Genomic DNA, 26,011 nt, shown 5'->3' on the forward strand with positions numbered 1-26,011 from the left:
GGTAGCGGTACGCCGTCACGATCGCGCACACTCGTGCCATGAATGATGGCGCAGCTCTTCCCCGTTGGCGCGGCGCGCTCGTCGCCGTCGGCGCACTCGCCCTTGCTCTGGGCATGACTGGATGCCTCGGCGCCTCCGCCCCCGGAGGCCCCGCAGCCGACGGTGGCACGCCGTCGGGTCCGCCCGCGACGATTCCCGCAGCAGATGGTGAGGTGATGGGGCAAGGCACTGTGCTGCAACGCGATGGCGAGACCGCCATGCTCTGCCTCGGCGCCGTAATGGAGTCGTATCCTCCGCAGTGCTCCGGTCCGGAGATCGCCGGCTGGGACTGGTCGAGCGTCGAGGGTGCCGAGAGCGCCTCGGGGGTCACCTGGGGCGCGTACGCCGTGCAGGGCACGTGGGACGGCGTGACGTTCACGTCGACTGCCGAACCGATCATGCTCGCGCTGTACGACCCGATGGTGGAGCCCGATCCCTTCCTCGACCCGGCCAACACGGGGGCATCGAGCGACGATGAGCTCGCCGCGGTCCAGGCCGAGCTCGACAACGCTGAACTCAGCGGACTGCTGAGCTCGTGGCCCCAGAACGGCTACCTGTTCGTGCACGTGGTGTACGACGACGGGTCGCTGCAGCAGTGGGTCGACGGCGCGTACGGCGCGGATGTCGTGCAGGTGCGTTCGGCGCTTCGACCGATCGCAGGATAGCCCGCCGCCGCGTCCGCGGCATCCGGTCAGAAGCCGAGGCGCCCGAGCTGCTTGGGGTCCCTCTGCCAGTCCTTTGCGAGCTTGACGCGGATGCTGAGGTAGACCTGCTGCCCGACGAGCGGCTCGATCTCGGCCCTCGCCCGGGCGCCGATCTGCTGGAGCCGCTGGCCACCCTTGCCGATGATGATGCCCTTCTGGCTCTCACGCTCGACGAACAGGTTGATGTAGACCTCGGTGAGCGCCTTGTCGTCGCGTCGCACGATGTCGTCCACGGTCACCGCGACCGAATGCGGGAGTTCCTCGCTGACCCCTTCGAGGGCTGCCTCGCGCACCAGCTCGGCGATGCGATCCTCCAACTGCTCGTCGGTCACCGCGTCGTCAGGGTAGAGCTGCGGCGATTCCGGCATCAACGCGATCAACTCGCTCACCACCACATCGAGTTGCTCGCCCGTGAGCGCCGAGACGGGGATGATCGCTGACCAGTCGCGCAGCGCGTCGACCGCGAGCAGTTGCGCCGCGACCGCCGCCCGGTCAGTCGTATCGACCTTTGTCACGAGAGCGACCTTCTTGGCCTTCGGGTACGCGTCGAGCTGGTCGTTGATGTAGCGGTCGCCGGGGCCGATCTTCTCCCCCGCCGGAACGCAGAAGCCGATGACGTCCACTTCGCCGAGCGTGGTCTGAACCACATCGTTGAGCCGCTCGCCGAGGAGCGTTCGAGGCCGATGGACCCCGGGAGTGTCGACGATGATCAGCTGCCCCTCCGGACGGTGCACGATGCCGCGGATCGCGCGGCGCGTGGTCTGGGGCTTCGAGCTCGTGATCGCGATCTTCTCTCCGACGAGAGCATTGGTCAGCGTCGACTTGCCGACGTTCGGACGGCCGACAAACGTGACAAAGCCCGCGCGATGGGTCATTCCCGTTCCTCCTCGAGTGACGACAGGCGCTCCGGCGCGAAGGCCGCTTGAGCGTCGATGAGCGCCTGGTCGCGCTCGACACGCACGGTGACAAGCGTCTTGCGCCGTCCCTCGGTGCGGTCGGCGGTCAGCACCAGACCGTTGGTGGTGGCGACAGAGCCCGCTACGGGCAACCGCCCGAGCGTCTTGGTGAGCAGACCGCCGACCGTATCGACGTCATCGTCATCGAGGTCCAAGCCGAACAGGTCTCCGAGCTCATCGATGGGCAGTCGGGCGCTCACCCGGTATGCGCCGCCCTCGAGCTCGGTGATCTCGGCCACCGTGCGGTCGTACTCGTCGGCGATGTCGCCCACCAGTTCCTCGATGAGGTCCTCGAGCGTGACGAGCCCAGCGATCCCGCCGTACTCGTCGACCACGAGCGCGAGATGGTTGCTCTCGAGCTGCATCTGGCGCAGTGCCGCGTCAGCGGGCTTCGATTCGGGCATGAAGAGCGCAGGTCGGAGCAGGTCGGCTGCGGTGACGCCCTCGTGGTCGAGCGGCTGCTCGTAGGCGAGCCGGGCGGCATCCCGAAGGTAGAGCACTCCGAGCACTTCGTCGGCGTCCTTGCCGACGACCGGGATGCGAGAGACGCCCTTGCCGAGGAACACGCTCATCGCGCTGATCACAGGGGTGTCGGCCTCGATCGTGACCATGTCGGTTCGCGGGATCATGACCTCGCGCACAAGCGTCTCGCTGAACTCGAACACCGAGTGGATGAGGGCCCGGTCGTCCTCTTCGAGCACGTCGAGCTCGGTCGCCTCGTCCACCATGCTCAGCAGTTGCTCCTCGGTGGAGAACTGCACGGTACGAGGACGGCCAGGGGTGACCCGATCGCCGAGCAGCACGAGAACGCGGGCCAATGGCCCGGTGAGCACGCGGATGCCGCGCACCAGCGTCGCTGTGCGACGCACCAGTGCGCGCGGGTGGTCGCGACCGACGCTGCGAGGGCTCGACCCGACGAGCACGAACGACACAGCCGTCATGATGAGGGCCGCGACGAGGAGCACCAGCCACCATGGCTGGAACAACTGGGCGAGCGCGAGCGTGACGAGCACGGCAGCAGTCGTCTCAGCGACGACACGGGTGAAGTTGACGGCGTTGACGTGGGCCCCGGCATCCCGCGCAATGGCCTCGATCGACTTTCGAGCCCGCGAGTGCGCTGCGACCTCCTGGAGGTCGTTACGGCTCAAGACCGACAGGGCCGCGTCGACGGCGGCCATGAGTCCGCCAAGTGCGACCAGCAGCCCGGCGACACCGAGGAGCAGTGCGGGCATCATCACCTTCGCCGTTCGGCCAGAGCGAAGCCGACCAGCAGATCGCGCTGCAGGCCGAACATCTCCTTCTCCTCATCGGGTTCGGCGTGGTCGAAGCCCAGCAGATGCAGCAGGCCGTGCACGGTGAGCATGAGCATCTCGTCGAGCATGCTGTGACCGGCCGCTTCGGCCTGGGCCTTGGCAACCTGCGGACACACCACGATGTCGCCGAGCAGCCCGGGCGGGGTGACCATGTCCTCAGTGCCGGGGCGCAACTCGTCCATGGGAAAGCTCAGCACGTCGGTCGGGCCGGGCTCATCCATCCACTGCACGTGCAATTGCTCCATGGCGCCCTCGTCGACGAGCACGATCGCGACCTCGGCGTCGGGGTGCACATGCAACTGGTCGAGCGAGTAGGCGACGACACGCTGAAGGGCGCCCTCGTCGAACTCCACCGACGATTCGTTGTTCACTTCGATGCTCATCGGTGACCTCCACGGGAGTCGTCGCGGTTGTACTGGCGATCTCGCTGCTGGCCCCCGCGCTGCTGGCGATCGCGCGGCTGCCGTCCGGGATGCTGAGGCTCGCGCATCCCCTGCTCGCGCTCGAAGCGCTGCGCCTGCTGCCCCGCGTCGTACTTGGTGTACGCGTCGACGATGCGCCCCACCAGGGTGTGGCGCACCACGTCATCGCTCGTGAGGCGAGCGAAGTGGATGTCATCGATATCGCCCAGGATCTTCGTCACCAACTGCAAGCCGCTCGCTCCAGTGGGCAGGTCGACCTGGGTGATGTCGCCGGTGACGACCATGCGAGAGCCGAAGCCGAGGCGGGTGAGGAACATCTTCATCTGCTCCGGCGTCGTGTTCTGCGCTTCATCGAGCACCACGAAGGAATCGTTGAGCGTGCGGCCACGCATATACGCCAGCGGCGCCACCTCGACGGTTCCGGTCGCGAGCAGCTTGGGGACGAGCTCCGGATCCATCATCTCGTTGAGCGCGTCGTAGAGCGGCCTGAGATAAGGGTCGATCTTGTCGGTCAGCGTGCCCGGCAGGAAGCCCAGCCGCTCGCCTGCCTCCACCGCGGGCCGCGTGAGAATGATGCGGTCGACCTCTTTGCGTTGCAGCGCCTGCACCGCTTTTGCCATCGCCAAGTAGGTCTTCCCCGTACCGGCCGGGCCGATGCCGAAGACGATGGTGTTGAGGTCGATCGCGTCGACATAGGCCTTCTGGCCCAGCGTCTTCGGGCGGATGCTGCGGCCCCGCGTCGTGATGATCGCCTGCCCGAACAGGTCTGCAGGGCTGCCCTCGCCTCGGTTCAGCACGCGAGCAGAGCTCGCGACATCCGAAGGGTCGAGGTCGACGCCCTCCTGCACGAGCCGAACCAGCTCGCTCACGAGGCGCCGCGCTCCAGCGACTTGCGAGGGATCGCCGTCGAGCGTGATCTCATTGCCGCGAACATGCAGCCGGACGTCCGGGTACTCGCGCTCGAGCGTGGTCAGCAGGCGATCCTGCGGGCCGAGCAGCCGCACCATGGCGACGCCGTCGATAGTGATCGCCTCATGTGCCGGGCTCGGTTGACGCCCGGTCTCTTCGCTATCCGGCAAGGGATCCTTCCTCGAGCCCGCCGCCGAGCACGTGCGCGTGCACGTGGAAGACGGTCTGGCCAGCGCGTTCGCCCGTGTTGAAGACGAGACGGTACTGCCCGTCCATGTGCTCGTCCGCGACCGCCTGCGCAGTCGTGACGAGCTCCGCGAGCAGATCCGCGTCGCCTGTGGCGAGCTCGGTCACGTTCGCGTACTCCTCGGTCTTCGGCACGACGAGGATGTGCACGGGCGCCTTGGGGGCGATGTCGCGAAAGGCGATGAAACGGTCGTTCTCGAGCACGATGTCAGCGGGCAGTTCGCGGGCGACGATGCGGGAGAAGATCGAGGCGGTCATGCTCTCATCTTAAGCCGCGCGCCGTGGCGGACACGGCCGAGATCACCAGGGTCACCATCGCTTCAGGCGTCCGCTCAGCGCTGCGATCGCCGCCGGTCCTGCGGTCGAAGTGCGAAGCACATGCCGTCCGAGCCGCGCGAACTCGGCGCCGGCCTCGGCCAGCATGCGGAGCTCCTCGGGGCTGATGCCGCCTTCAGGGCCCACCACAAGCGCGAGATCGCGACCGTCCGGTTGCACGTCATCGATCGATGCGGATGCCGTGGGCTCGAGCACCACGAGGCGCTCGGCGCGCCGGCTCACGGCGCGGGTGTCGTGCACCGGGTGGATCTCCGGAACCCAGGCGCGGAGCGACTGCTTGCTCGCCTCGCGCGCGATCGTGCGCCAGCGCGTCACGCCCTTCTCGGCCTTGGGCCCCGCCCAGCGGCTGATCGAGCGGGCCGCCTGCCATGGGATGACCGCGTCGACGCCGAGCTCGGTCGCGGCCTGCACAGCCAGTTCATCGCGGTCGCCCTTGGCGAGCGCTTGCACGAGCAGCAGCTTCGGAACAGGGGCGGGTTCCATCACGACCTCGTCGACCTCGAGCAGCAGCGTGGCGGCATCCGCCTGCGTCACCGCGCCATGCGCGATGAGACCTTTCCCATTGCCGATCTGCAAACGCTCACCGACGCGCACCCGACCGACTGTGACCGCATGACGAGCCTCGGCACCGGTTATCGCAACGTGATCGCCGACGGCAGCGGTGTCGAGCGACTCCGAGAGGTAGAGGTGCGCCACGGCTCAGAGGTTGAGGAAGCGGTCGCGCAGCTTGGCGAAGAGCCCCTGCTGGAAGTGGGCCAACTGGGGCGGGTCGTCCTTGCGCTTGGCTGCGAACTGCTTGATGAGCTCTTCTTCCTTGCGGCTGAGCTTCGTGGGGGTGACGACGTGCACGCCGATGCGGAGGTCGCCGCGGCCAGCGCCTCGGAGTCGGGTGATGCCACGGTCTTTCACTGTGATCACCTCGCCGCTCTGAGTGCCGGGCTTCAGCTCGACGTCCACCGGCCCGTCGAGGCTATTGAGGGTGACGTGCTTGCCCAGGATGGCGTCAGCCATGTGCACTTGCAGCGTCGCGAGCAGATCATCGCCGTTGCGGCTGAAGACGTCGTGGTGACGCACCTTGATCTCGAGGTACAGGTCGCCGGCGGGGCCTCCCGCTTGACCGACCTCGCCCTGGCCCGGCAGCTGGATGCGAAGCCCGGTGTCGACGCCGGCTGGGATGTCGACGGGAATGGTGCGACGGGCGCGCACCCGGCCCTGTCCGGCGCACGTGGGGCACGGGTCGGTGATGATCGTCCCGTAGCCGCGGCAGCTGCCGCACGGGTTCGACGTGACGACGTTGCCGAGGAGGCTTCGCACGGTGCGCTGGATGCTGCCCGTGCCGTGGCAGATGTCGCAGGTGACCGGCGACGTGCCCGGCGCGCAGCAACTGCCGGCGCATGTTTCGCAGAGCACGGCCGTATCGACCTCGAGATCGCGCTTCGTGCCGAACACGACCTCGTCGAGGTCGACCTCGACGCGGAGCAGTGCGTCTTGTCCGCGCTCGCGGCGGGATCGCGGACCGCGAGCGCCCGCTGCTGCTCCCCCGAAGAACGTTTCGAAGATGTCGCCGAAGCCGCCGAAGCCGCCGAAGCCCTGCTGCGGGCCGGCGTCGTACTGCTGGCGCTGCTGCGGGTCGCTCAGCACGTCATACGCGTGCGTCACCAGCTTGAACCGCTCGGCCGCATCGGCGCTCGGATTCACGTCCGGGTGCAATTCACGTGCCAGTCGCCGATAGGCCCGCTTGATGTCGTCCGCGGATGCGTTCCGGTCGACGCCGAGCACGTCGTAATGATCTGCCACTACCTGGTTTCCTCACCGAGCAGCCGCGAGAGGTAGCGGGCGACCGCCCGCACAGCTGCCATGTTGTTCGAATAGTCCATGCGAGTCGGACCGAGTACCCCGAGCCGCGCACTCGACGCCCCCGAGGCCTGATACCCGCTGCTGAGCACCGAGGCATCCGAAAGGCCGAATTCGGCGTTCTCGCGTCCGATGCTGACAGCGACCGCGTTGGGGTCGAGTTCCATCTCGTGGAAGAGCTTCAGCAGGGTGACCTGCTCCTCGATCGCGTCAAGCACCGGGTAGAGGTTACCCGCGAAGTCGTGCTCGGTGCGCAACAGGTTCGCCGCGCCCGACATGACGAGCCGATCCTGCCGGCCGGCAGTGAGTTGCTCACCGATCGCCGACGCGACGGCGCTGACGAGGGCCGCGCGCTCAGGCGTGAAGCGCCCGCCGATGGATGCCAGCTCGGCCTGGGCGTCTGCGAACGACTGACCGGCGAGAGCGGCGTTGAACTTCGCGCGCAGCTCCCCCAGCAGAACCTCATCGACACCGTCGCCGTGCTCGATCACGCGCTGATCGACTCGCCCGCTATCGGTGATGAGCACCGCGAGCAGCCTCGTGGTGCCCATCGGCACCAACTCGACGTGCTGAACCCGGCGGCCGCCGAAGCTCGGGTACTGCAGGAGGGCGATCTGATTGGTGAGCTGACTGAGCAATCTGACCGCACGGCCCAGCACGTCATCGAGGTCATTCGACGCCCCGAGGAACGTCTCGATCGCGGCGCGTTGCGCTGCGGAGAGCGGCTTGAGATCGGCGAGTTGATCGACGAAGAGCCTGTAGCCCTTATCGGTGGGCACGCGCCCCGATGAGGTGTGGGGAGCGGCGATGAGCTCTTCATCTTCGAGCATCGCCATGTCGTTGCGGATCGTCGCCGCCGAGACGCCGAAGTTGTGCCGCTCGACGATGGATTTCGATCCGACGGGTTCGCGCGATGCGACGTAGTCCTGCACGATCACCCGAAGCACTTCGAGCCCGCGTTCCGAGACCATGGTTCACCGCCTTCTGCTTGATGCCGCGATTGCCGCCGTGCTGCTGCATGCGACACGGCTGGCACTCCAGCAGCACGACTGCCAATTCTAACGCGCTCCGCCCGATTCGACCTGTGGCTCGGATCGGGTCGACACCCGTGTCGTCGATTGGGCCCAGAGCCCGCGTGCTGCGCCCCGAACGCGGGCGGCGCCAGGCGGCGTGTTCGTTGTGCCCTGACGCGCCGAAGCGATAATTTGTCGCCATCGGCCCGACGTCCGTGCCGGTCGAACCGGGGTGCCCGCACCACGGCGAAGCGATCGTTACTGAAAGGCTCACCATGACTGATCCGAACGCATACCCGGCCGCTCCGCAGCCGGCCGCTCCGCTGACAGAGTCAGAGGACCGCCAATGGGCATCGTTCGCTCACCTCGGCGGCATCCTGAGCTTCCTGCCCGCGCTCATCATCTACCTGGTCTTCAAGGATCGAGGCGCTTTCACCAGGCAGGAGAGCAAGGAGGCTCTGAACTTCCAGATCACGCTCGTGATCGCCTACGTCGCGATCTGGGTCCTCACTGCCATCATCACGGTCGTCACGTTCGGGCTCGGCGCCTTCTTCGGGCTGCTCACCTGGCTCGTGTGGATCGCGGGCGTCGTCTTCTCGATCCTGGGCTTCGTCTCGGCGAAGGACGGCAAGGCGTACCGCTACCCGGTGAACATCCGCTTCATCAAGTAATCGGGGAGAGCCGAGGCAGCAGTCGACGCTGATCGATGCAAAGAACGCGCGACGCGCGGGATGCCGGGTAGAGAATTGCCCGGCATCCCCCATTTAATGGAGCCATGACCAACGAATTCCAGCAGCCCCAGCCCCTCTCGCCCGCCGACGAGAAGCTTTGGGCGACGCTGGTTCATCTGGGCGGCATCTTCTTCGGCTTCGTGCCGGCCCTCATCGGCTACCTGGTGCTCCGCGACCGTGGGCCGTTCGTGCGGGAGCACACGCGTCAGGCGCTCAACTTCCAGATCTCGCTCGCGATCTACGCGGCCGGCCTGTTCGTGCTGACGCTCATCACGCTCGGGATCGGCGGGCTGCTCTTCATCCCCTTCGGCATTGCGGCGCTGGTGCTGATGGTCATCGCAGCGGTCGCCGCCAACAAGGGCGAGTGGTACAAGTACCCCCTCACCATCGAGTTCATCAAGCAGTGAGCGTCAGCACGGTGGGGTTCAGTCCGGGCGCTGCTTCAGTCTGAGAGCAGCGCCCGCACCACCGCATCCGCGAGCAGTCTGCCGCGACGGGTCAGCACGATGGTCCCCCGGAAGGCCGCGCGGGCTTCGACGAGGTCATCAGCGATGAGCGACGCAACGCTCGTTCGCCCGGATGCCGTCAGCATCGCGCTCGGCACTCCTTCGCGCAGCCGCGACCGCAGCAGCACCTCCTCGATGCGCCGCGTCTCATCATCGAGTGTCTCGCGGCCCACGGCGGGCGATTCTCCCGCGGCGAGCCGCTGCGCGTATGCCGCAGGATGCTTGGCGTTCCACCATCGCACACCGCCGACGTGGCTGTGAGCACCCGGACCGACGCCCCACCAGTCTTGACCACGCCAGTACGAGAGGTTGTGCCGTGACCGCGAGTTCTCATCGCGTGACCAGTTGCTCAGCTCGTACCACTCATACCCCGCCGCCCCGAGCTCGGTGTCGGCGAGCTCGTACATCTCCGCTTGCAGATCGTCCGAGGGCGACGCGACCTCGCCCCTTCTGATCTGACGTGCGAGTCGGGTGCCGTCTTCCACGATGAGCGCGTAGGCGGAGACATGGTCGGGCGCCTGCTCGATCGCGGCGCCGAGCGAACGCTTCCAGTCATCGATCGATTCGCCGGGGGTGCCGTAGATGAGATCGAGGCTCACTTGCAGCCCGGCGGCGCGAGCGGCCGCGACGACCTCTGGGATGCGGGCGGGATCGTGCGTTCTGTCGAGTGTCGCGAGCACGTGCGGCACCGCCGACTGCATGCCGAACGAGACGCGCGTGAAGCCTGCGTCGCGCAACTCGTGCAGATAGCGCTCGTCGACCGAGTCCGGATTGGCCTCGGTCGTGACCTCGGCACCGGGTGCGAGGCCGAATCGCTCGTCGACGGCCTTGAGCATGCCTGCCAGCTGTGCGGCGGGGAGCATGGTGGGGGTTCCACCGCCGAAGAACACGGTGGATGCAGGGCGCCGCTGCACTCCGGCCTTGTGGAGCACTTGTGAGGCCAGGTCCAACTCGCCGACCGCTTGCGATGCGTAGTCTTCGCGCCGTGCACCCCGGAGTTCCTCCGCGGTGTACGTGTTGAAATCGCAATAGCCACAGCGCACCCGGCAGAAGGGCACGTGCACGTAGACGCCGAAGTCGCGTTGCTCCGCTCCTGCGGCGACAGAGGCGGGCAGTGCGCCGTCACGCGGTGCTGGATCGGCGAGCGGAAGAGCGCTCGGCATGGTCACTGGTCTTTCGGGTCCGACGCCGGGCCGGATGCCGAGTCGGAGCCCTCGTCGCCAGCGTTCGCGGCAGCATCCGTCGACTGGTCGGATTCGGCGGCGTCGGTCTCGGCGGTCCTCTGAACCGGCTGATCGCCCGGAGCGGCGGTGGCCCCTCCACCGCTCCGAAGGCCGGCGTTGCGGAGCAGCCCCAGCGTCGGCAGTCCGTCGAGAAGCGGCCGATCGAGCGGCCGGCCGAGCAGGCTGATTCCACCGGTGAGCGGTGAGCCCGGGCGGGGCGCGTTTCCGGACGCCTGGTGCTCGGCCTCTGCCGTGGTCTCGGCGGTATTGGCGGTCTCGGCGCTGAAAGGTTCGGCTGCAGCGGCCTCGCGAGTGGCTGCAAGTGCGGCCGGTGCGTCTGCGGCTTCTGGGCCTGGCTCAGGCTGGGGCTCTATTGCGGGCTCCTCCGCGGGCTGCAGCTCGGAATACGGCACCGACTCCGACACCGATTCCGTCTCCTGCTCCGCAAACTCCGTCTCCTGCTCTGCAAACTCCGGCTCCTGCTCCGCAAACTCCGGCTCAGCAGGCTCCGGCTCGACGAGCGGCTCGCTCCCTGGCTCAGCGAGCACCACCGGCTCAACCACGGGCGCGGCCCGCTCGGTCACCGGGTCAGTGAGCACGACCTCCGGCTGAACGACCTCCGCCTCCACATGCTCGGCATCCACCGAACCCACAGGCTCGTCCACCGGTTCGATGTCGCGCACCACCACCGGCTCGAACGGAGCTTCGATGGCCGACGGCACGGCGTCGTGCAACTCGTCGTCTGCGCGGTCGACCATCGGCGCTGCGTCGAAGACGATCGCCGTGAAGTCATCCGTCACGCCGGAAGCAGCGAGCGATTGCGGCTCGATCTCAGGCTCGGCCGGCGGCGACTCCACGAGCACCGGCTCGGGCTCCACCACATCGCCTCGCCGCTCCGCTTCGACCCTCGCGACCTCTGGCTCGGCCGAGTCGAACGGAAGCTCCGAGTATGGAGAAGGCGCCTGCTCGAGTTCCGCTTCCCCGAGACCAGCACCGGCACCGGCGTCGAGCGACGACGCTGCTGCCACCTCCCGCTCGCCGACGGCCTCTGCGACAGGCGCCTGGGCCGGTGTGCCCTCGGCGCCCTGCTCCGGCTCCGCGGCCTGCACCGCGGCATCCGTCGCCGCCTGCAATGCCCTCAAGTACCGGGCGATGTACCGCTTTCGCAGCAGCGCGATCAGCGGGTAGAACGGCCGCCAGAACGCACTGCCGGGGCGCCAGAACATTCGCAGGTGAATCCACACCGCGCCGTCTTCACCCTGCTCGATGACGAAGCTCTCTTCGCCGGAGAGCGGATGGCCCCGCATGGTGCCGGTTGCGAACCCTTTGCGGTTGGGCTCGTCGATCAGGAAGACCACGCGGGTCGGCAATGAGAACGGGATGCCCAGCACCGGCACGACCAGCGTCGCGGTGGTGCCAGCCACCAGCAGCGGCTCACCCTCTGCCGAGTACTCGACCTCATGGCGCATCGCGCGTTCGCTCGGCGGGATGGGAGCCCCGTCGGCGTCGAAGCTCACCGGCACGTAAGAGGTCTCATCGCGCGGAGGCACATCGAGCACTCGCACGCGGATGCCGCTGCGCTGCTGGATCTGCCAGGTCAGCGCCTGCTCGACGGCCGCCCTGAAGCGCTGCTCACCGTGCCCGATGCGAGTGCGGAACTCGGCAGCGTGGAAGCCCTTCGGAGGGTAGGCGAGCAGGTCAGGCGCCTGCGAGGCGCCGATGGCGCCGTAGCTGACGTTCGAGACCTGCCAGGTGGAGCGGGGCACGCTTACTTCTTATCCTTCGCTTTCTCGGTATCACCCGAGAGTGCGGCGATGAACGCTTCCTGCGGCACCTCGACGCGGCCCACCATCTTCATGCGCTTCTTGCCCTCTTTCTGCTTCTCGAGCAGTTTGCGCTTGCGGGTGATGTCACCGCCGTAGCACTTGGCGAGCACGTCCTTGCGGATCGCGCGGATGTTCTCGCGAGCGATCACGCGCGCGCCGATGGCCGCCTGGATCGGCACCTCGAACTGCTGGCGAGGGATCAGCTCCCTGAGGCGCCCCGTCATCATGACGCCGTAGTTGTACGCCTTGTCGCGGTGCACGATGGCGCTGAAGGCGTCGACCTGTTCGCCCTGCAGCAGGATGTCGACCTTGACCAGATCGGCCTCCTGCTCGCCCATCGGCTCATAATCGAGGCTCGCGTACCCCGCTGTCTTGCTCTTCAACTGGTCGAAGAAGTCGAAGACGATCTCACCGAGCGGGATCGAGTACTTGATCTCGACGCGGTCTTCGCCCAGGTAGTCCATGCCGAGCAGGCTGCCGCGACGGCCCTGGCACAACTCCATGATCACGCCGACATAGTCCTTGGGAGCGAGGATGGCGGCGCGCACCATCGGCTCCGTGACGCTGTGGATCTTGCCCGCCGGAAACTCGCTCGGGTTCGTCACGGTCACAGTGTTGCGATCTTCGGTCGTGACCTCGTACACCACGCTCGGGGCGGTGGTGATGATGTCGAGGTCGAACTCGCGGCGCAGCCGCTCGGTGACGATCTCGAGGTGGAGGAGCCCGAGGAACCCGCAGCGGAATCCGAAGCCGAGGGCGACCGAGGTCTCTGGCTCGTAGTTGAGGGCGGCGTCGGACAGCTTGAGCTTGTCGAGCGCCTCACGAAGGTCGGGGTAGTCGCTGCCGTCGATCGGGTACAACCCGGAGAAGACCATCGGCTTCGGGTCGGTGTAACCGGGCAGCGGTTCGGATGCCGGCTTCACAGCGTTCGTGACGGTGTCGCCGACCTTCGACTGGCGCACGTCCTTCACGCCGGTGATCAGGTAGCCCACCTCGCCGACGCCAAGCCCCTTCGTCGGGATCGGCTCTGGCGACGAGACGCCGATCTCGAGGAGTTCGTGCGTGGCACGCGTCGACATCATCTGCAAGCGCTCGCGCGGAGTCAACTGACCGTCGACCATTCGCACATAGGTGACCACGCCGCGGTACGAGTCGTACACGGAGTCGAAGATCATGGCGCGCGCGGGCGCGTCGGCGTCTCCCACCGGGTTCGGCACGCGCTGCACCACGCGATCGAGCAGTTCCTCGACCCCCACACCCGTCTTGCCACTCACCCGGAGCACATCGTCGGGGCTGCCTCCGATGAGCCCAGCGAGCTCCTTGGCGTATTTCTCCGGGTCTGCCGCGGGAAGATCGATCTTGTTGAGCACAGGAATGATCTCGAGATCGTTCTCGAGCGCCAGGTAGAGGTTCGCGAGCGTCTGCGCCTCGATCCCCTGTGCCGCGTCGACCAGCAGAATCGCGCCCTCACAGGCGGCCAGCGACCGCGACACCTCGTAGCTGAAGTCGACGTGACCGGGGGTGTCGATCATGTTCAGCGCGTATGCCTGCCCGTCGACCGCCCACGGCATCCGCACGGCCTGGCTCTTGATGGTGATGCCGCGCTCGCGCTCGATGTCCATGCGGTCGAGGTACTGGGCGCGCATGGCGCGCTCTTCGACCACGCCGGTCATCTGCAGCATCCGGTCGGCCAGGGTCGACTTGCCGTGGTCGATGTGGGCGATGATGCAGAAGTTGCGGATGAACTCGGGGTCGGTCGACGCCGGCTCAAGGGCGGTCACTGCTCGTGGGCTCAACGGTCCTCAATCGGGGCTGACTCGGGGATGTCTGACGGGCGGATGCCGCGGCATCCGCATCAGTCGATTGTCCCATGCCGCGCGAGCACCCGTTCCGCCGCGGCGATTATCGCCTCGGCAGTGAAGCCGCGTCTGCTCATGAGTTCGGCGCCGGAACCGGATTCACCGAACCGGTCGACGCCCAGCACCTCTCCGTCGAGTCCCGCGAAGCGGTACCACCCCTCAGGCGAGGAGGCCTCGATCGTGACCCTGGCCCTCAGCGCGTCGGGAAGCACCCGCTCGCGCCACTCGGGTGACGCCTGCTCGAACCACTCGACGCACGGCATCGACACGACGCGCACGGCGATGCCCCGGTCGGCCAGGGTGCGGGCAGCGTCGACCGCGAGGGACACCTCACTGCCCGTAGCGATCAGGGCGACCGCGTCGCCGTCGCCGTGCTGCCACACGACGTAACCGCCCTGCTTCACTCCCTCGTCGAGGCCTTGCCGTTCGGGCAGCACAGGAACGTCCTGACGAGAGAGCACGAGCGCGGCCGGCATGCGATGGTCGGCCAGGATGCGGCGCCAGGCGGCCACGGTCTCGGGACCGTCTGCCGGGCGCACCACAGCGAGCCCGGGCATCGATCGCAGCGACGGCACTTGCTCGACGGGTTGGTGGGTGGGGCCGTCTTCGCCGACGGCGAGCGAATCGTGGGTGTAGACGAACACCACGGGAAGCTCCATGAGCGCGGCGAGCCGCACTGCGGGCCGCATGTAGTCACTGAATACGAGATAGGTCGAACCGAAGGGCCGCCAGCATCCGTGCAGCGCGATACCGTTCAGCACCCCGGCCATGGCGTGCTCGCGGATGCCGAAGCGAATGAACTCCCCTGCCGGACGGTCGGCCGAGACAGCCTGCCCCGGCACAGCGACGTTGGTCGACGACGCCAGGTCGGCGGAGCCGCCCCAGAGCGTGCCGCTCGATTGCATGGCCTTGATCACGGCGCCGCTCGCCTTGCGGGTGGCCTGCGGCTCGCCGACTCCTGGGAGCGCGATGTCATCGAGCGGCGCGAGGTCGACCTCGCCGTCGCGCAGCCGCTGCCAGCGACCCGCTTCCTCCGGATCGGATTGACGCCACTCGTCGAAGCAGCGCTGCCACTGCGCCTCTGCTTCGGCACCACGCGCGATCGCCTCGCGAGTGAACGCCAAGACCTCGTCGGGCACGAGATCCTCGAGCTCGGCGTCGCGTGCGAAGCCGAGCAGTTCAAGCACCTCCTGCACCTCTTCTTCCCCGAATCCGCCGTAGTGCGCCTCGGGCCGGCCGGAGTATGCGGGTGAGGGGTCACCGATCACGGTGCGCAGCGCGATGAAGACGGGGCTGCCCCGGTGCTCCCGCGCGGTCTCGAGCGCGGCCTGCAGGGCATCGACATCGCGATGGTCCTCTACGTCGATGACATGCCAGCCGTAGGCCCGGTACCGAGCGCGCACGTCCTCGGTGAACGCTTCCTCGGTGAGCGCGTCGATGGTCACGCGATTGTCGTCCCACACCATGACGAGGTTGTCGAGGCCGAGCGTGCCGGCAAGGCTTGATGCCTCGGCGGAGACGCCCTCCTGCAGGCATCCGTCGCCCGCGACGACCCAGACGGTCGTGTCGAACAATCCGGTGTCGGCGCCGAATTCGGCCGCCTCGCGACGGGCCGCGAGCGCCATGCCGACTCCCATCGCCACGCCCTGTCCCAGTGGGCCCGTGCTCGCCTCGATTCCCTCGGTGTGACCGTGCTCGGGGTGGCCAGGTGTGAGCGAGTCGAGCGAGCGCGCCGCGCGAAGGTCGTCGAGGGTCAGACCGTAGCCGGTGAGGTACAGCTGCACGTACTGCAGCAATCCCGCATGGCCCGCACTGAGCACGAACCGATCGCGCCCGGGCCAGAGCGGATTCGCCGGATTGTGCCGCATGACACGCGAGTACAGCGTGTGGGCGAGCGGCGCGAGGGCCATCGGTGTTCCGCCATGCCCGTGGCCCTTCTGCTGCACGAGCATCGCCGGAAGCGCGATGGCCGCCGCGACCGCCCTGCGTTCCAGTTGTTCGCGCGATGCGTCGTGGCCGGTGCCGCCCGGAGTGGCTCGTGAGCTGGTGTCCATGCCGCACACGGTACTCGCCGCGCCGCAGCTCGGCGCAAGGAAATCGGGGATATCGGGCGAGTCGAGGTATAGGCTCTGCACAACCTGAGATGGCCGAAGTGACTCACGGCTCTCTGGCCGGAGTGGGGGCTCGCATATGGATCTGCTCGATGCGCTGAAGTCGATCGAGACCGGGCAGCACGCCACGAACTGGCGTGAGGCGATACGCCTGGCCGGAAAAGGCCTGGTCGAGAGCGGCGCAACCACCGACGAGTACACCGACGAGATGATCGAGGCCGTCGAGCAGAACGGTCCGTACATCGTCATCGCGCCCGGCCTCGCGCTCGCCCATTCACGGCCCTCGCCAGCAGTGCTGCGAGCCGGGTTGAGCTGGGTCGGACTGACTGAGCCGGTCGAGTTCGGTCATGCGACCAACGACCCGGTCCGCCTCATCATCGGTCTCGCGGCGCTCGATCACGACGCGCATCTGGAAGTCATGTCGACGCTCGCGCTCGCCCTGAGCGACGAGACCCGCTTCGAGCGTCTGCTCGGGGCGACCTCGCCCGGTGAGGTACGAGCCCTGCTGGCCGAATCGGCCGGGAACTGAACGGAAAGGCTGTCCATGAAAATCTTGACGGTGTGCGGAATGGGCATCGGCACGTCGATCCTGCTGAAGATGAACACCGAGAAGGCCCTGAAGGCTCTCGGCGCGTCAGCGGACGTCGAAGCGTCTGACATCGGGTCGGCGCGCGGTGCGGCGCGGACCGTCGACATCGTGCTCATCTCGCACGACCTCGCCGAGCAGCTCGGCGATGTTCCCGCAAAGGTGATCGAGATCCAGAACTTCCTCTCGGTCGACGAAATCTCGCAGAAACTCGCTCCAGAGGTCTGATCGCCCGCAGGGCGCCCGCCGCGGCATCCGCCTCGGCCTCCCCCGACCAATCGATCCCCGAATCACGAGACAAGGAGCCCCACGATGGAGTGGCTGGTTGTAGTTCTGACATTCATCGGGCAGCAGATCCTGAACGTGCCCGCATACCTGATCGGCATCATCACGGCGATCGGTTTGATCGCGCTTCGGCGCACACCGGGCCAGGTGGTCGGCGGCGGCCTGAAAGCCGCGCTGGGCTTCCTGATCCTGGGCGCCGGTGCCGGCGTCGTGGTGTCGTCGCTCGATCCCCTCGGCAAACTCATCCTCGAGGTGACGGGCGCTCAGGGGGTGATCCCGACCAACGAGGTCATCACCGCTCTGGCTGCCGAGCAGTACGGCGCCACCAGCGCCTACGTGCTGGTGCTCGGCTTCATCGTGATGCTGCTGCTGGCACGCTTCACTCCGCTGAAGTACATCTTCCTGACCGGTCACCACATGGTCTTCATGTCGCTGCTGCTGGCCGTGGTGCTGTCGGTCGGCTTCGGCGAAGACCTCGGATGGCTCGTGGTCATCATCGGCGCGCTGCTGCTCGGCGTGATCATGGTCGTGATGCCCGCATTCGCCCACCCGTGGATGAAGAAGATCACGGGTGATGACACCATCGCGATGGGGCACTTCGGTTCAGCCGGCTACATCGCGGCAGGCGCTGTAGGCCAGGCGGTCGGCCGTCGCAGCCACTCGACCGAGCGCATCAACTTCCCGCAGGGCCTCGGGTTCCTGCGCGATTCGATGGTTGCGACGGCGCTGTCGATGGTGCTGATCTACCTCGTGTTCGCGATCTGGGGCCTCATCGCCCTGCCCGCTGACACCGCACTGCCGATCCTCAACGCGGCCGACGGCGGTGCCTTCATCATGGCGGCGATCATGAACGCTCTGCTGTTCGGCGTCGGCGTCGCGATCATCCTCTTCGGTGTGCGCACTGTGCTCGGCGAGCTGGTGCCGGCGTTCCAGGGCATCGCCGAGAAGGTCGTGCCCGGTGCGCGTCCCGCGCTCGACGTGCCGATCGTGTTCCCCTTCGCTGCGAACGCGGTGCTCATCGGCTTCCTCACCTCGTTCCTCGGCGGCCTCGTCAGCCTCGCGCTGATCGCGATCTGGCTCGGCCCCGCGTTCGGGTTGGCCCTGATCCTGCCCGGAATGGTGCCGCACTTCTTCACGGGTGGTGGCGCCGGAGTGTTCGGCAACGCGACAGGTGGCCGCATCGGCGCCATGGTGGGCGGCTTCGTGAACGGCGTGCTCATCACGATCCTCCCCGCCCTGCTGCTGCTCGTGCTTGGTGAGCTCGGGTTCGCGAACACGACCTTCGGCGATGCCGACTTCGGCTGGTTCGGCACCTTGATCGGAGTGAGCCTGCTCGGCGGACCGGTCATGGGCGTCATCCTGACGGTCGTGATCGGTGCGGTGCTCGTGATCGCGGCGTCGCTGTGGCAGCGTCGGGTCGTCGACACCGGCTGGATTCCAGGAGCGCGCCGCGAGGAGTGGCTCGTGGAGCAGGAAACCGCGGAGCGCGCCATGGTCACCGACGCGGGAACCGCGCGCACCACTGGCTCGACCGGCGCCACGGGTTCGACCGGCATCACTGGCTCGACCAGCACCACTGTCACGGACCCGGAGACCGACACCGGTCGACACGCGCGCCGCGACTGAGCAGCGCTCGAGCCGGTTCAGTGGAGGGCGTCGGTTGGCCGGCGCCCTCCACTGCTGTCTCTCGGCCTACTGCCTTTCGCCAGCTGCAAGGCGCTTGGCGCAAACCGCATCGGCAAGGCGCCACGCCGTCTCACCCTCCGCGTTGAGCCGCACCACTCGAACTGGTAAAGTTTCCTGTTGGCTTGCACTGTCCCGACGCCTCGCGACGGAACGTGAATTGCGGCCGAGAATCATCATCGGGAGTCCATACCCTCCTCGGCTGCCCGGAACTGTCAACGCAACAAGAAGGTTAACCACGTGGCAAACATCAAGTCGCAGATCAAGCGCATCCTCACCAACAAGAAGGCTCACGACCGCAACAAGGCGGTCAAGAGCGAGGTGAAGACCCACATCCGCTCGGTGCGCGAGGCTGTCGCCGCTGGCGACAAGGACAAGGCTGTGGCCGCGCTGCAGCTCGCTTCCAAGAAGCTTGACAAGGCTGCCAGCAAGGGCGTCATCCACAAGAACCAGGCTGCGAACCGCAAGTCGGCCATCGCCAAGCAGGTCGCATCGCTCTGAACTGAGCTTCGCCGCTTCTAGCGGCTCTCGAAGGGTCCGTCTCCGCAGGGAGGCGGACCCTTCGCCGTTTCAGCCGCGAGCAGCGTGCTCCGCGAGGCGCTCGCTCAGCGGCCTCGGGCGGCGATCACGGTCACGAGGCGTTCCAGGGCGAACTCCGGGTCGTACGCGGCGCCCTTGACCGCAGCATCCGTTTCGGCGAGCAGTTGGATCACGCGGGCGAGCCCTTCGTCGCTCCACCCCTGGAGGTCTCGCTTCGCGCGATCGACCTGCCAGGGGGCGAGGCCGAACCGTGACGCGAGCTGCCCGGGCGGCCCGTATGCGCCGGAGAGCTTCGCCATGGTGCGTACCTTCGCCGCGAACGCGGCGACCAAGGGCACCGGGTCTGCGCCGGTCGCGAGGGCGTGGCGCAGCAGCCCGAGCGCCTCTCCGCGGTGCCCGGCGATCGCGGCATCCGCCACTTTGAACGCGTTCGTCTCGACCCGGCCGGAGTAGTAGCGCTCAACCGTGCGCTCGGTGATCTCCCCCTCCGAGTCGGCGATCAACTGCTGGCAGGCGGCGGCGAGCTCCGCAAGTTCACCAGTGAATGCGCTCACGATGCCGCGGAGGGCTCCGGGAGTGACCGAGCGCTGCGCCGACTTGAACTCCGCCATAGCGAAGTCGTAGCGATCGCTGTCCGTCTTGAGCTCGGCGCAGACGATCTCGATCGCGGTACCGCTCGCGGCACGGATCGCGTCGAGCAACTTCTTGCCGCGCTGACCGCCCGCGTGACGAAGCACGACGACGGTGTCGTCGGCCGGCGAATCGAGGTACTCGAGCATCTCGGCGAGGAAGTCATCGGTGCACTTCTCAACGCCGCTCACACGGATGAAGCGAGGCTCGGCGAAGAGCGAAGGGCTCGCGAGCGTCAGCAACTCGCCCGGCGCGTACTTGTCGGCTTCGAGCTCGCTCGTCTCGAGCGCCGGGTCGAGTTCGGCGAGTTGCGACCGTATCGCGCGCGCGGCGCGGCCGGCGAGCAGTTCCTCGGGACCCGTGATGAGCACGACTGGGGCGGGGCGAACTCGGTTCCACGGCAGCTGCTCGATCGCAACCTTCGCCTTGCCTCCCCGGGTGCCACCTCGCGCGCTGGGCCCGGCGCCTGAACGGGAACTGGAGCTCGATCGAGCAGAACCTCTCGCCGCCATGTGGCTCCTCTCGACTGCAAAGACACGATGCGCGCCGGCACCATCTCGTGGATCGACTGGTCGGGGGTCGGTCTCCTCAAGACTAATCGTCGGCACCGTCACCGCGGGATGCGGCCTCCCCCTTCGACCCGGGGTCTTCGCCGCCGCTCCGTTCGCGCCACACGTGCACGCCGTCGGCCCTGGGAGCGATGAGCACCATTCCGTCAACATCCGTTCGCGCGATAGCGCCGTCGCTCTCCTCCAACAGGCGAAGCACCGCGGGAGCAGGGTGTCCGTACCCGTTGTCGGCTCCCACCCCGATCAGCCCCAGCCTCGCGCGGATCGCTCGATACAGCGGCGGATGCTGATCGGCGGAACCATGGTGACTCACCTTCACCACATCGAAGCGACCGAGTCGGGCGGATGCCGAGAGCATCACCTGCGCGTCCTGCCCGAGGTCGCCGAGCCACAAGGAGCTCAGGCATCCGTTGGTACAGCCCGGCAGCGGTGTGATGGAGATGACGACGCTGCCGTCGTTGCCCTTCGAGGGCCCGTTGCCGCTCGGCCAGAGGACGCGCCACTCGTGCGATCCCAGAGTTCCGCTTCTGCCGGCTCGCACCAGCTCCACCGCCGCGCCAGATGCTCGGAATGCCTCCAGCAACTGCGCGTCGGCGTCGTCCTCGGGGTCGCTGGCAATGACGAGGTCGCTGCGGGCGAGCACGGCGTCAGCTCCACCTGAGTGGTCGTGGTCGAAATGAGTGAGCACCAGCACGTCGAGCCGTGTCACGCCGAGCCAGTGGAGGCAGTCCGAGAGCAACTCTGGTGAGGCTCCCGTGTCGACGAGCAGCACCTGGTGGCCGTCGCGCACCACTGCAGCGTCGCCCTGCCCCACGTCGCAGAGTGCGATATGCCAATCGGACGGTCGTCCCATCGCTCGGATCGAATCCGCGACCGCCGTGGCGCCCGCGGTGGCCGCGAGCACGATGATCGCCGTCATCGCGAGCTCCCGCTTGCGGCGATGAGACAGTGCCGCCGCGAGCACGAGTCCGGTCAGCAGCGCAAGCAGCGCCGCACCGACCCAGCCCTCCGGCCAGGACAACCGCGCGAGCGGCAGCGCGGCTGACACGTGCGCGACTGCGGCGATCCAGGCAGAAGGCAACCACGCGACCCACGCAAGCGCTCCAGCCAGCCACGGCAGCGCCGGCAGCAGCACGCAGGCGAGCGAGCCGAGCACGGTCGCAACTGGCGCGGCAGGTCCTGCGAGAAGGTTCGCCGGCACGCCGTAGAGGGGGATCGACGGCTCGAGCAGGATCAGAATCGGCTGACAAGCGAGTTGAGCCGCCGTTGGGATGGCGATGACCGCCGCGAGGCGCTCCGGCATGCACCGGGAGAAGAAGCGGCCGATCGGTACTGACAGCAGCAGCAGGCCCGCTGTGGCGGCGACAGAGAGCGCAAAGGCGTAGTCGCGACTGAGCCAAGGGTCATGCAGCAGGAGCGCCGAGACCGAGCAGGTGAGCACCGGGACGCCTCGCTGGGGTCGACCCGTGGTCAGCGACACGAGAACGATCGTCGCCATGACCGCTGCCCGAAGCACGCTCGGCTCCGGTGTGACCAGCACGACGAAGCCGAGCAGCGCTGTCAGCGCCGCGATGACACGCCACGCTCGCGACCACCCGAGCGCAGTGCCGAGTGCGACCAGCAGCCCCGTGACAATGGCGCAGTTCGCGCCGGAGACCGCGGTGAGGTGGCTCAGTGAACTGTCCTTCATCGCTCGGTCGAGGCGTTCGCTCACGGCCGTGGTATCGCCGATCGCGAGTCCCGGCAGCAACCCTCCGCCGTCGCCGGGCAGCTCCTGCGCGAGGTCGCGGAAGCCTTCGCGGAGTTGCTCGGCAGCGCCGAGCAGAGGAGGCGGCGCGAGCAGCATCTCGAGCGAGCGCGCGCGAAGCAGGATCACCGCTCGGTCACCGGGTTCGGCTTCGCGGGCGGAAGCCGACGACACCGCCAGCACCGCTCCAGGCGCTGTTCCGGCGGGTGGCTGTGTGAATACTCGCACCGGCAGAACGGTCGTCGGCGCCTCGACAGGCCTGAAAAGCCCGTCCACGCGATCCGGTCGCGCCGTGGTGACTTCCAGTGCCCCGCTCAGCTGTACGGGCAGATGCCCCCCGGACGGCAGCGCGCGCGCTTCGTGATGCACAGCTGTCGCGGTCGCCATCGCCGCGCCAGCAGCGAGCAGCAGCACAAAGGTGCGCCAGAAGGCGCTCACGATCAGTGCTCGTCGAGTGCCGCGATCCGCGCGCTCCCCTCGGCTTTGAGCGCCTCGAGCGTGCAGTGCCCTCGCCACCACCAGCACCGACAGTGCGGAGCCGAACCCGACTGCGCACCAGGCGGCGGCTTGCGGGAGGGCGATCAGCACTCCCGCCGTCAGCCACGCCGACGCGGCCACGATCGGTATGACGAGTCGAGTCGATGCGAGACGCGGACGAATCATGGGAACACGCGCATCACACCGTGACCAGATCGCGCAGCCCGTCGAGCAGCTTCTCACCGATGCCACTGACGGCAATGAGGTCGTCCACGGTGCGGAACCGACCATGTCGCTCCCGCCACTCGATGATGCGCGCGGCAAGCGCGGGGCCGATTCTCGGCAGCGCTTCGAGTTCCGTCGCGGTAGCGGTGTTGACGTTGACCACAGCTCCCCCGGTGCCTGCCGACGCCGACCCGACGGCCGGCGCGGCCGGTTGGGCTTTCGCCTCGGCCGCGGTGAGCACCCGGAGTTGCTCACCGTCGACAACGGGGCGGGCGAGATTCACAGCGCCGAAGTCAGCCTCGGCCGCGAACCCGCCAGCAGCGGCGATCGCGTCCACAGCGCGATCGCCAGGCTGCAACCGGTACAAGCCAGGCGCGTTCACGGCACCGAGGACGTGCACGTACACGACAGGAGCCTCCTCGTCGTACGCCGCCCCAACACCTTCGAGAGCGGAGTCGCGAGTACGGTACGTCGCCGCGGAGGCCGCTTCCGCGGCGGGCAAGACGCTCGTGCCGCCACCCGGTGTCACCGCCACCGTGAACACCGCGACGCCGAGCGCGACCAACGCCACGACGACCGCGGCACCCACGAGCCTTCGCACAGCGGCGCGGCGCGGATCGGTGAGCTGCGTCATGCCGCGAGGCTAGGCGCGCACGCCCAGCCTCCGCCGTTGCGTCAGAGCGGGCTGTGTCCCGCTCAGCGCTTCGTGGCGATGTTGACGACGCGTGGCGCCCGCACGATCACGTTCGCGATCTCGCGATCGCCGATCGCGCGCACCACGCCCGACGACTCGCGCGCCAGCGCCTCGAGCGCCTCGGGTGCGATGTCGGGCGACACCTCTGCCTTGCCGCGCACCTTGCCATCGACCTGGAAGACGGCCGTGAGGGTCTCCTCGACGAGCAAGGAGGGCTCGGCATCCGGGAGTCCTGCGAACGCCACAGAGGGTTCGTGCCCGAGCATCTCCCACATCTCTTCCGCGGTGTAGGGCGCGAAGAGACTCAGCGAGATGGCGATGACCTCAGCGGCCTCGCGAACGGCCGGATCGGCGGCGCCCGCTCCGGAGTCGATCGTCTTGCGGGTCGCGTTCACCAACTCCATGATGCGGGCGACCGCAACGTTGAACTTGAACGACTCGATGAGGCCGGGGAAGTCTGCCAGCAGGTGGTGCGTCGCTCGGCGCAGGCCTGTGTCGCCACCCTCCGGAGCCGTACCGGGCTCGCTCGCCACATCGTTGGCGACGCGCCATGCCCGGGCGAGGAACTTGCTGGAGCCCGTGGGCGAGACCTCTGCCCAGTCGATGTCATCCTCCGGCGGGCCGGCGAAGGCCATCGTCACTCGCACAGCATCCACACCGTGCTTGTCGACCTCTTCCGAGAAGAAGACGATATTGCCCTTCGACTTCGACATCTTGGCACCGTCGAGGATCACCATGCCCTGGTTGAGCAGTTCCTTGAACGGCTCCTCGAACGGCACGAGGCCGAGGTCGAAGAGCACCTTGGTGATGAAGCGGGCGTAGAGCAGGTGCAGGATGGCGTGCTCGACGCCGCCGACGTACTGGTCGACGGGCGCCCACTTCGCCACTTCCGCTGGGTCGAAGGGCTGGTCGGGGTCGTTCGGGCTGAGGAAGCGGAGGAAGTACCAGGAACTGTCGACGAACGTGTCCATGGTGTCGGGGTCGCGCTTCGCCGGTGATCCGTCGACAGGGTTGGTGGTGTTCACCCAATCTGTGGCGCCCCCGAGCGGGGAGCTTCCCTTCGGCTGCAGATCGAGCCCCTCGGTGGGAGGCAGCGTCACCGGCAGTTGCTCGTCGGGCACTGGGATGAGCTCGCCGTTCTCGCCGTGAATGATCGGGATGGGCGTGCCCCAGTACCGCTGGCGCGAGATCAGCCAGTCGCGCAGACGGAAGTTCTTGGCCGCGCGACCGGTGCCGCGCTCCTCGAGGATCTCGATCGCTCGGGCGATCGCCTGCTCCTTGGGCAAGCCGTCGAGCGGGCCGGAGTTGACCAAGCGGCCGTCGCCGACCAGGGCCACGCCCGTCGATTGCGGGTGCACTTCGGCGAGTTCTTCGGCATTCGCGGTCGGATCGACGACGAGTCGCACGGGAAGGTCGAAAGCGCGAGCGAACTCGAGGTCGCGCTGGTCGTGCGCCGGCACGGCCATGATCGCCCCGTGACCGTAGTCGGCCAGCACGTAGTCCGCCGCCCACACCGGCAAGCGCTCGCCGTTGAGCGGATTGACGGCCCACCGGCCGAGGAAGACGCCGGTCTTAGGCCTGGCCGCATCCTGTCGCTCGATCTCGCTCGACTTCTGCACCTGAGTGAGATAGTCGGCGAAGGCCTGCTGCACGTCGGGAGCAGCACCCTCGACCAACTCGGCGGCGAGGTCGCTGTCGGGAGCCACCACCATGAAGGTGGCCCCATAGAGCGTGTCAGGCCGGGTGGTGAACACCGGCACCTTCTCGTCACGACCCTCGATCTCGAAGTCGACGTCAGCGCCCATCGAGCGGCCGATCCAGTTGCGCTGCATCTGCAGCACCTTGTGAGGCCACTTGCCCTCGAGCTCGTCGAGGTCGTCGAGCAGGCGGTCCGCATAGTCAGTGATCTTGAAATACCACTGGGTCAGCTTCTTCTTGACCACCACGGCGCCGCTGCGCTCGCTCGTGCCATCGGCCAGCACCTGCTCGTTCGCGAGCACCGTCTGGTCGACCGGATCCCAGTTGACCCAGCTGTCCTTGCGGTACGCGAGGCCCTTCTCGAACATGCGAAGGAAGATCCACTGGTTCCACTTGTAGTAGGCGGGGTCGCTCGTGTGGAGCACGCGGTCCCAGTCGAACGACGCCGCGTACTTGCGCATCGAAGCCTTCTGCTGCTCGATGTTCGCGTAGGTCCAGTCGCGCGGGTTCGCGCCGCGCTTGATCGCCGCGTTCTCGGCCGGCAAGCCGAACGAGTCCCACCCGATCGGGTGCAGCACGTTGTATCCGCGCTGGCGCCAGTAACGCGCGAGCACATCGCCGAGCGCGTAGACCTCGGCGTGGCCCATGTGCAGGTCGCCTGACGGGTACGGGAACATGTCGAGCACGTACTTGCGGGGGCGCTCGTCGTCGACACCGAGCGTCGAGAAGGGCTTCAGCTCGTCCCAGATCGCGAGCCACTTCTCCTGGATGCGGGCGAAGTCGTATCCGCGCGCGTCGTCGTGCCGCATGTCGTCGTGCTCTGCCACCG

At 67.6% G+C, this 26,011-nt stretch carries 23 protein-coding genes; 7 read left to right on the forward strand and 16 right to left on the reverse strand.

Annotated features, from left to right (window positions below):
- The first annotated feature begins 38 nt into the window (after nucleotides 1-38).
- On the forward strand, nucleotides 39-704 hold the full coding sequence (locus ABV606_RS00530) for a hypothetical protein (protein ID WP_281487711.1): 666 nt from the start codon (nucleotides 39-41) through the stop codon (nucleotides 702-704).
- Between the two features lie 26 nt (nucleotides 705-730).
- On the opposite strand, the gene era is transcribed toward ABV606_RS00530, so the two are convergent.
- Genes era through hrcA form a run of 8 tightly spaced genes read right to left on the reverse strand, consistent with a single transcriptional unit; the run spans nucleotide 731 to nucleotide 7,750 of the window.
- Nucleotides 731-1,618, reverse strand: a complete 888-nt coding sequence (gene era / locus ABV606_RS00535) for a GTPase Era (protein WP_281487710.1) — start codon at nucleotides 1,616-1,618, stop codon at nucleotides 731-733.
- Nucleotides 1,615-2,934: a hemolysin family protein gene (locus ABV606_RS00540; RefSeq protein ID WP_353987956.1), complete on the reverse strand. Its 1,320-nt coding sequence runs from the start codon at nucleotides 2,932-2,934 to the stop codon at nucleotides 1,615-1,617. Before ABV606_RS00540 ends, era begins: the two co-directional genes overlap by 4 nt.
- Nucleotides 2,934-3,395, reverse strand: coding sequence for an rRNA maturation RNase YbeY (ybeY, locus tag ABV606_RS00545; protein WP_281487708.1), 462 nt, complete (start codon nucleotides 3,393-3,395; stop codon nucleotides 2,934-2,936). Before ybeY ends, ABV606_RS00540 begins: the two co-directional genes overlap by 1 nt.
- The gene (locus ABV606_RS00550; RefSeq protein WP_435415164.1) at nucleotides 3,392-4,513 is read right to left on the reverse strand and encodes a PhoH family protein; all 1,122 of its coding nucleotides are present in this window, start codon (nucleotides 4,511-4,513) and stop codon (nucleotides 3,392-3,394) included. Before ABV606_RS00550 ends, ybeY begins: the two co-directional genes overlap by 4 nt.
- Entirely contained in the window at nucleotides 4,503-4,847 is a 345-nt protein-coding gene (locus ABV606_RS00555) for a histidine triad nucleotide-binding protein (RefSeq protein ID WP_281487707.1), read from the reverse strand. The genes ABV606_RS00550 and ABV606_RS00555 overlap by 11 nt, the downstream gene beginning before the upstream one ends.
- A gap of 51 nt (nucleotides 4,848-4,898) precedes the next feature.
- The gene (locus tag ABV606_RS00560; protein WP_353987957.1) at nucleotides 4,899-5,621 is read right to left on the reverse strand and encodes a 16S rRNA (uracil(1498)-N(3))-methyltransferase; all 723 of its coding nucleotides are present in this window, start codon (nucleotides 5,619-5,621) and stop codon (nucleotides 4,899-4,901) included.
- A 3-nt stretch (nucleotides 5,622-5,624) separates the two neighbouring features.
- Nucleotides 5,625-6,722 (reverse strand): molecular chaperone DnaJ, encoded by a 1,098-nt coding sequence (gene dnaJ / locus ABV606_RS00565; RefSeq protein WP_353987958.1) that lies wholly within the window; start codon nucleotides 6,720-6,722, stop codon nucleotides 5,625-5,627.
- Nucleotides 6,722-7,750, reverse strand: a complete 1,029-nt coding sequence (gene hrcA / locus ABV606_RS00570; protein WP_281487704.1) for a heat-inducible transcriptional repressor HrcA — start codon at nucleotides 7,748-7,750, stop codon at nucleotides 6,722-6,724. The genes dnaJ and hrcA overlap by 1 nt, the downstream gene beginning before the upstream one ends.
- A gap of 317 nt (nucleotides 7,751-8,067) precedes the next feature.
- Between hrcA and ABV606_RS00575 the strand changes: the two genes are divergently transcribed.
- Complete coding sequence (locus ABV606_RS00575) at nucleotides 8,068-8,463, forward strand: DUF4870 domain-containing protein (RefSeq protein ID WP_281487703.1); 396 nt, start codon at nucleotides 8,068-8,070, stop codon at nucleotides 8,461-8,463.
- 104 nt (nucleotides 8,464-8,567) lie between these two features.
- On the forward strand, nucleotides 8,568-8,930 hold the full coding sequence (locus ABV606_RS00580; RefSeq protein WP_281487702.1) for a DUF4870 domain-containing protein: 363 nt from the start codon (nucleotides 8,568-8,570) through the stop codon (nucleotides 8,928-8,930).
- Nucleotides 8,931-8,965: 35 nt separating this feature from the next.
- Here ABV606_RS00580 and hemW read toward each other — a convergent pair whose 3' ends face one another.
- The 4 genes from hemW to tkt are packed head-to-tail and all read right to left on the reverse strand — an operon-like array spanning nucleotide 8,966 to nucleotide 15,991.
- Entirely contained in the window at nucleotides 8,966-10,192 is a 1,227-nt protein-coding gene (gene hemW, locus ABV606_RS00585) for a radical SAM family heme chaperone HemW (RefSeq protein ID WP_353987959.1), read from the reverse strand.
- 2 nt (nucleotides 10,193-10,194) lie between these two features.
- Nucleotides 10,195-12,018: a DUF1990 family protein gene (locus ABV606_RS00590; protein ID WP_353987960.1), complete on the reverse strand. Its 1,824-nt coding sequence runs from the start codon at nucleotides 12,016-12,018 to the stop codon at nucleotides 10,195-10,197.
- A 2-nt stretch (nucleotides 12,019-12,020) separates the two neighbouring features.
- On the reverse strand, nucleotides 12,021-13,874 hold the full coding sequence (lepA, locus tag ABV606_RS00595; RefSeq protein WP_281487699.1) for a translation elongation factor 4: 1,854 nt from the start codon (nucleotides 13,872-13,874) through the stop codon (nucleotides 12,021-12,023).
- 59 nt (nucleotides 13,875-13,933) lie between these two features.
- Complete coding sequence (gene tkt / locus ABV606_RS00600; RefSeq protein ID WP_353987961.1) at nucleotides 13,934-15,991, reverse strand: transketolase; 2,058 nt, start codon at nucleotides 15,989-15,991, stop codon at nucleotides 13,934-13,936.
- 136 nt (nucleotides 15,992-16,127) lie between these two features.
- Between tkt and ABV606_RS00605 the strand changes: the two genes are divergently transcribed.
- The 4 genes from ABV606_RS00605 to rpsT all read left to right on the forward strand — a co-directional run bounded on the left by ABV606_RS00605 (nucleotide 16,128) and on the right by rpsT (nucleotide 19,103).
- Nucleotides 16,128-16,577: a PTS sugar transporter subunit IIA gene (locus ABV606_RS00605; RefSeq protein ID WP_281487697.1), complete on the forward strand. Its 450-nt coding sequence runs from the start codon at nucleotides 16,128-16,130 to the stop codon at nucleotides 16,575-16,577.
- Between the two features lie 15 nt (nucleotides 16,578-16,592).
- Nucleotides 16,593-16,862 (forward strand): PTS sugar transporter subunit IIB, encoded by a 270-nt coding sequence (locus ABV606_RS00610; protein ID WP_281487696.1) that lies wholly within the window; start codon nucleotides 16,593-16,595, stop codon nucleotides 16,860-16,862.
- Nucleotides 16,863-16,946: 84 nt separating this feature from the next.
- Nucleotides 16,947-18,545 (forward strand): PTS ascorbate transporter subunit IIC, encoded by a 1,599-nt coding sequence (locus ABV606_RS00615; RefSeq protein ID WP_353987962.1) that lies wholly within the window; start codon nucleotides 16,947-16,949, stop codon nucleotides 18,543-18,545.
- 297 nt (nucleotides 18,546-18,842) lie between these two features.
- Nucleotides 18,843-19,103, forward strand: a complete 261-nt coding sequence (gene rpsT / locus ABV606_RS00620; protein ID WP_353987963.1) for a 30S ribosomal protein S20 — start codon at nucleotides 18,843-18,845, stop codon at nucleotides 19,101-19,103.
- A 104-nt stretch (nucleotides 19,104-19,207) separates the two neighbouring features.
- Here the strand turns inward: rpsT and holA are convergent, their stop codons facing one another.
- The 4 genes from holA to leuS all read right to left on the reverse strand — a co-directional run bounded on the left by holA (nucleotide 19,208) and on the right by leuS (nucleotide 25,991).
- The gene (holA, locus tag ABV606_RS00625; RefSeq protein WP_353987964.1) at nucleotides 19,208-20,284 is read right to left on the reverse strand and encodes a DNA polymerase III subunit delta; all 1,077 of its coding nucleotides are present in this window, start codon (nucleotides 20,282-20,284) and stop codon (nucleotides 19,208-19,210) included.
- 82 nt (nucleotides 20,285-20,366) lie between these two features.
- Nucleotides 20,367-22,751 (reverse strand): ComEC/Rec2 family competence protein, encoded by a 2,385-nt coding sequence (locus tag ABV606_RS00630; protein ID WP_353987965.1) that lies wholly within the window; start codon nucleotides 22,749-22,751, stop codon nucleotides 20,367-20,369.
- Between the two features lie 13 nt (nucleotides 22,752-22,764).
- Nucleotides 22,765-23,424: a ComEA family DNA-binding protein gene (locus ABV606_RS00635; RefSeq protein ID WP_353987966.1), complete on the reverse strand. Its 660-nt coding sequence runs from the start codon at nucleotides 23,422-23,424 to the stop codon at nucleotides 22,765-22,767.
- A 62-nt stretch (nucleotides 23,425-23,486) separates the two neighbouring features.
- The gene (gene leuS, locus ABV606_RS00640) at nucleotides 23,487-25,991 is read right to left on the reverse strand and encodes a leucine--tRNA ligase (protein WP_353988748.1); all 2,505 of its coding nucleotides are present in this window, start codon (nucleotides 25,989-25,991) and stop codon (nucleotides 23,487-23,489) included.
- Between the last annotated feature and the right edge of the window lie 20 nt (nucleotides 25,992-26,011).

The organism is Ruicaihuangia caeni (genome assembly GCF_040536845.1).
Taxonomy (GTDB): Bacteria; Actinomycetota; Actinomycetes; order Actinomycetales; family Microbacteriaceae; genus Ruicaihuangia; species Ruicaihuangia caeni.

Excerpts from the sequence above, each read along its gene's own strand:
- ABV606_RS00530 (WP_281487711.1), top strand. The coding sequence starts at position 39 with ATGAATGATGGCGCAGCTCTTCCCCGTTGGCGCGGCGCGCTCGTCGCC.
- era (WP_281487710.1), bottom strand. The coding sequence starts at position 1,618 with ATGACCCATCGCGCGGGCTTTGTCACGTTTGTCGGCCGTCCGAACGTC.
- ABV606_RS00540 (WP_353987956.1), bottom strand. The coding sequence starts at position 2,934 with ATGATGCCCGCACTGCTCCTCGGTGTCGCCGGGCTGCTGGTCGCACTT.
- ybeY (WP_281487708.1), bottom strand. The coding sequence starts at position 3,395 with ATGAGCATCGAAGTGAACAACGAATCGTCGGTGGAGTTCGACGAGGGC.
- ABV606_RS00555 (WP_281487707.1), bottom strand. The coding sequence starts at position 4,847 with ATGACCGCCTCGATCTTCTCCCGCATCGTCGCCCGCGAACTGCCCGCT.
- hrcA (WP_281487704.1), bottom strand. The coding sequence starts at position 7,750 with ATGGTCTCGGAACGCGGGCTCGAAGTGCTTCGGGTGATCGTGCAGGAC.
- ABV606_RS00575 (WP_281487703.1), top strand. The coding sequence starts at position 8,068 with ATGACTGATCCGAACGCATACCCGGCCGCTCCGCAGCCGGCCGCTCCG.
- ABV606_RS00580 (WP_281487702.1), top strand. The coding sequence starts at position 8,568 with ATGACCAACGAATTCCAGCAGCCCCAGCCCCTCTCGCCCGCCGACGAG.
- hemW (WP_353987959.1), bottom strand. The coding sequence starts at position 10,192 with ATGCCGAGCGCTCTTCCGCTCGCCGATCCAGCACCGCGTGACGGCGCA.
- tkt (WP_353987961.1), bottom strand. The coding sequence starts at position 15,991 with ATGGACACCAGCTCACGAGCCACTCCGGGCGGCACCGGCCACGACGCA.
- ABV606_RS00605 (WP_281487697.1), top strand. The coding sequence starts at position 16,128 with ATGGATCTGCTCGATGCGCTGAAGTCGATCGAGACCGGGCAGCACGCC.
- ABV606_RS00610 (WP_281487696.1), top strand. The coding sequence starts at position 16,593 with ATGAAAATCTTGACGGTGTGCGGAATGGGCATCGGCACGTCGATCCTG.
- ABV606_RS00615 (WP_353987962.1), top strand. The coding sequence starts at position 16,947 with ATGGAGTGGCTGGTTGTAGTTCTGACATTCATCGGGCAGCAGATCCTG.
- holA (WP_353987964.1), bottom strand. The coding sequence starts at position 20,284 with ATGGCGGCGAGAGGTTCTGCTCGATCGAGCTCCAGTTCCCGTTCAGGC.
- ABV606_RS00630 (WP_353987965.1), bottom strand. The coding sequence starts at position 22,751 with ATGATTCGTCCGCGTCTCGCATCGACTCGACTCGTCATACCGATCGTG.
- ABV606_RS00635 (WP_353987966.1), bottom strand. The coding sequence starts at position 23,424 with ATGACGCAGCTCACCGATCCGCGCCGCGCCGCTGTGCGAAGGCTCGTG.
- leuS (WP_353988748.1), bottom strand. The coding sequence starts at position 25,991 with ATGCGGCACGACGACGCGCGCGGATACGACTTCGCCCGCATCCAGGAG.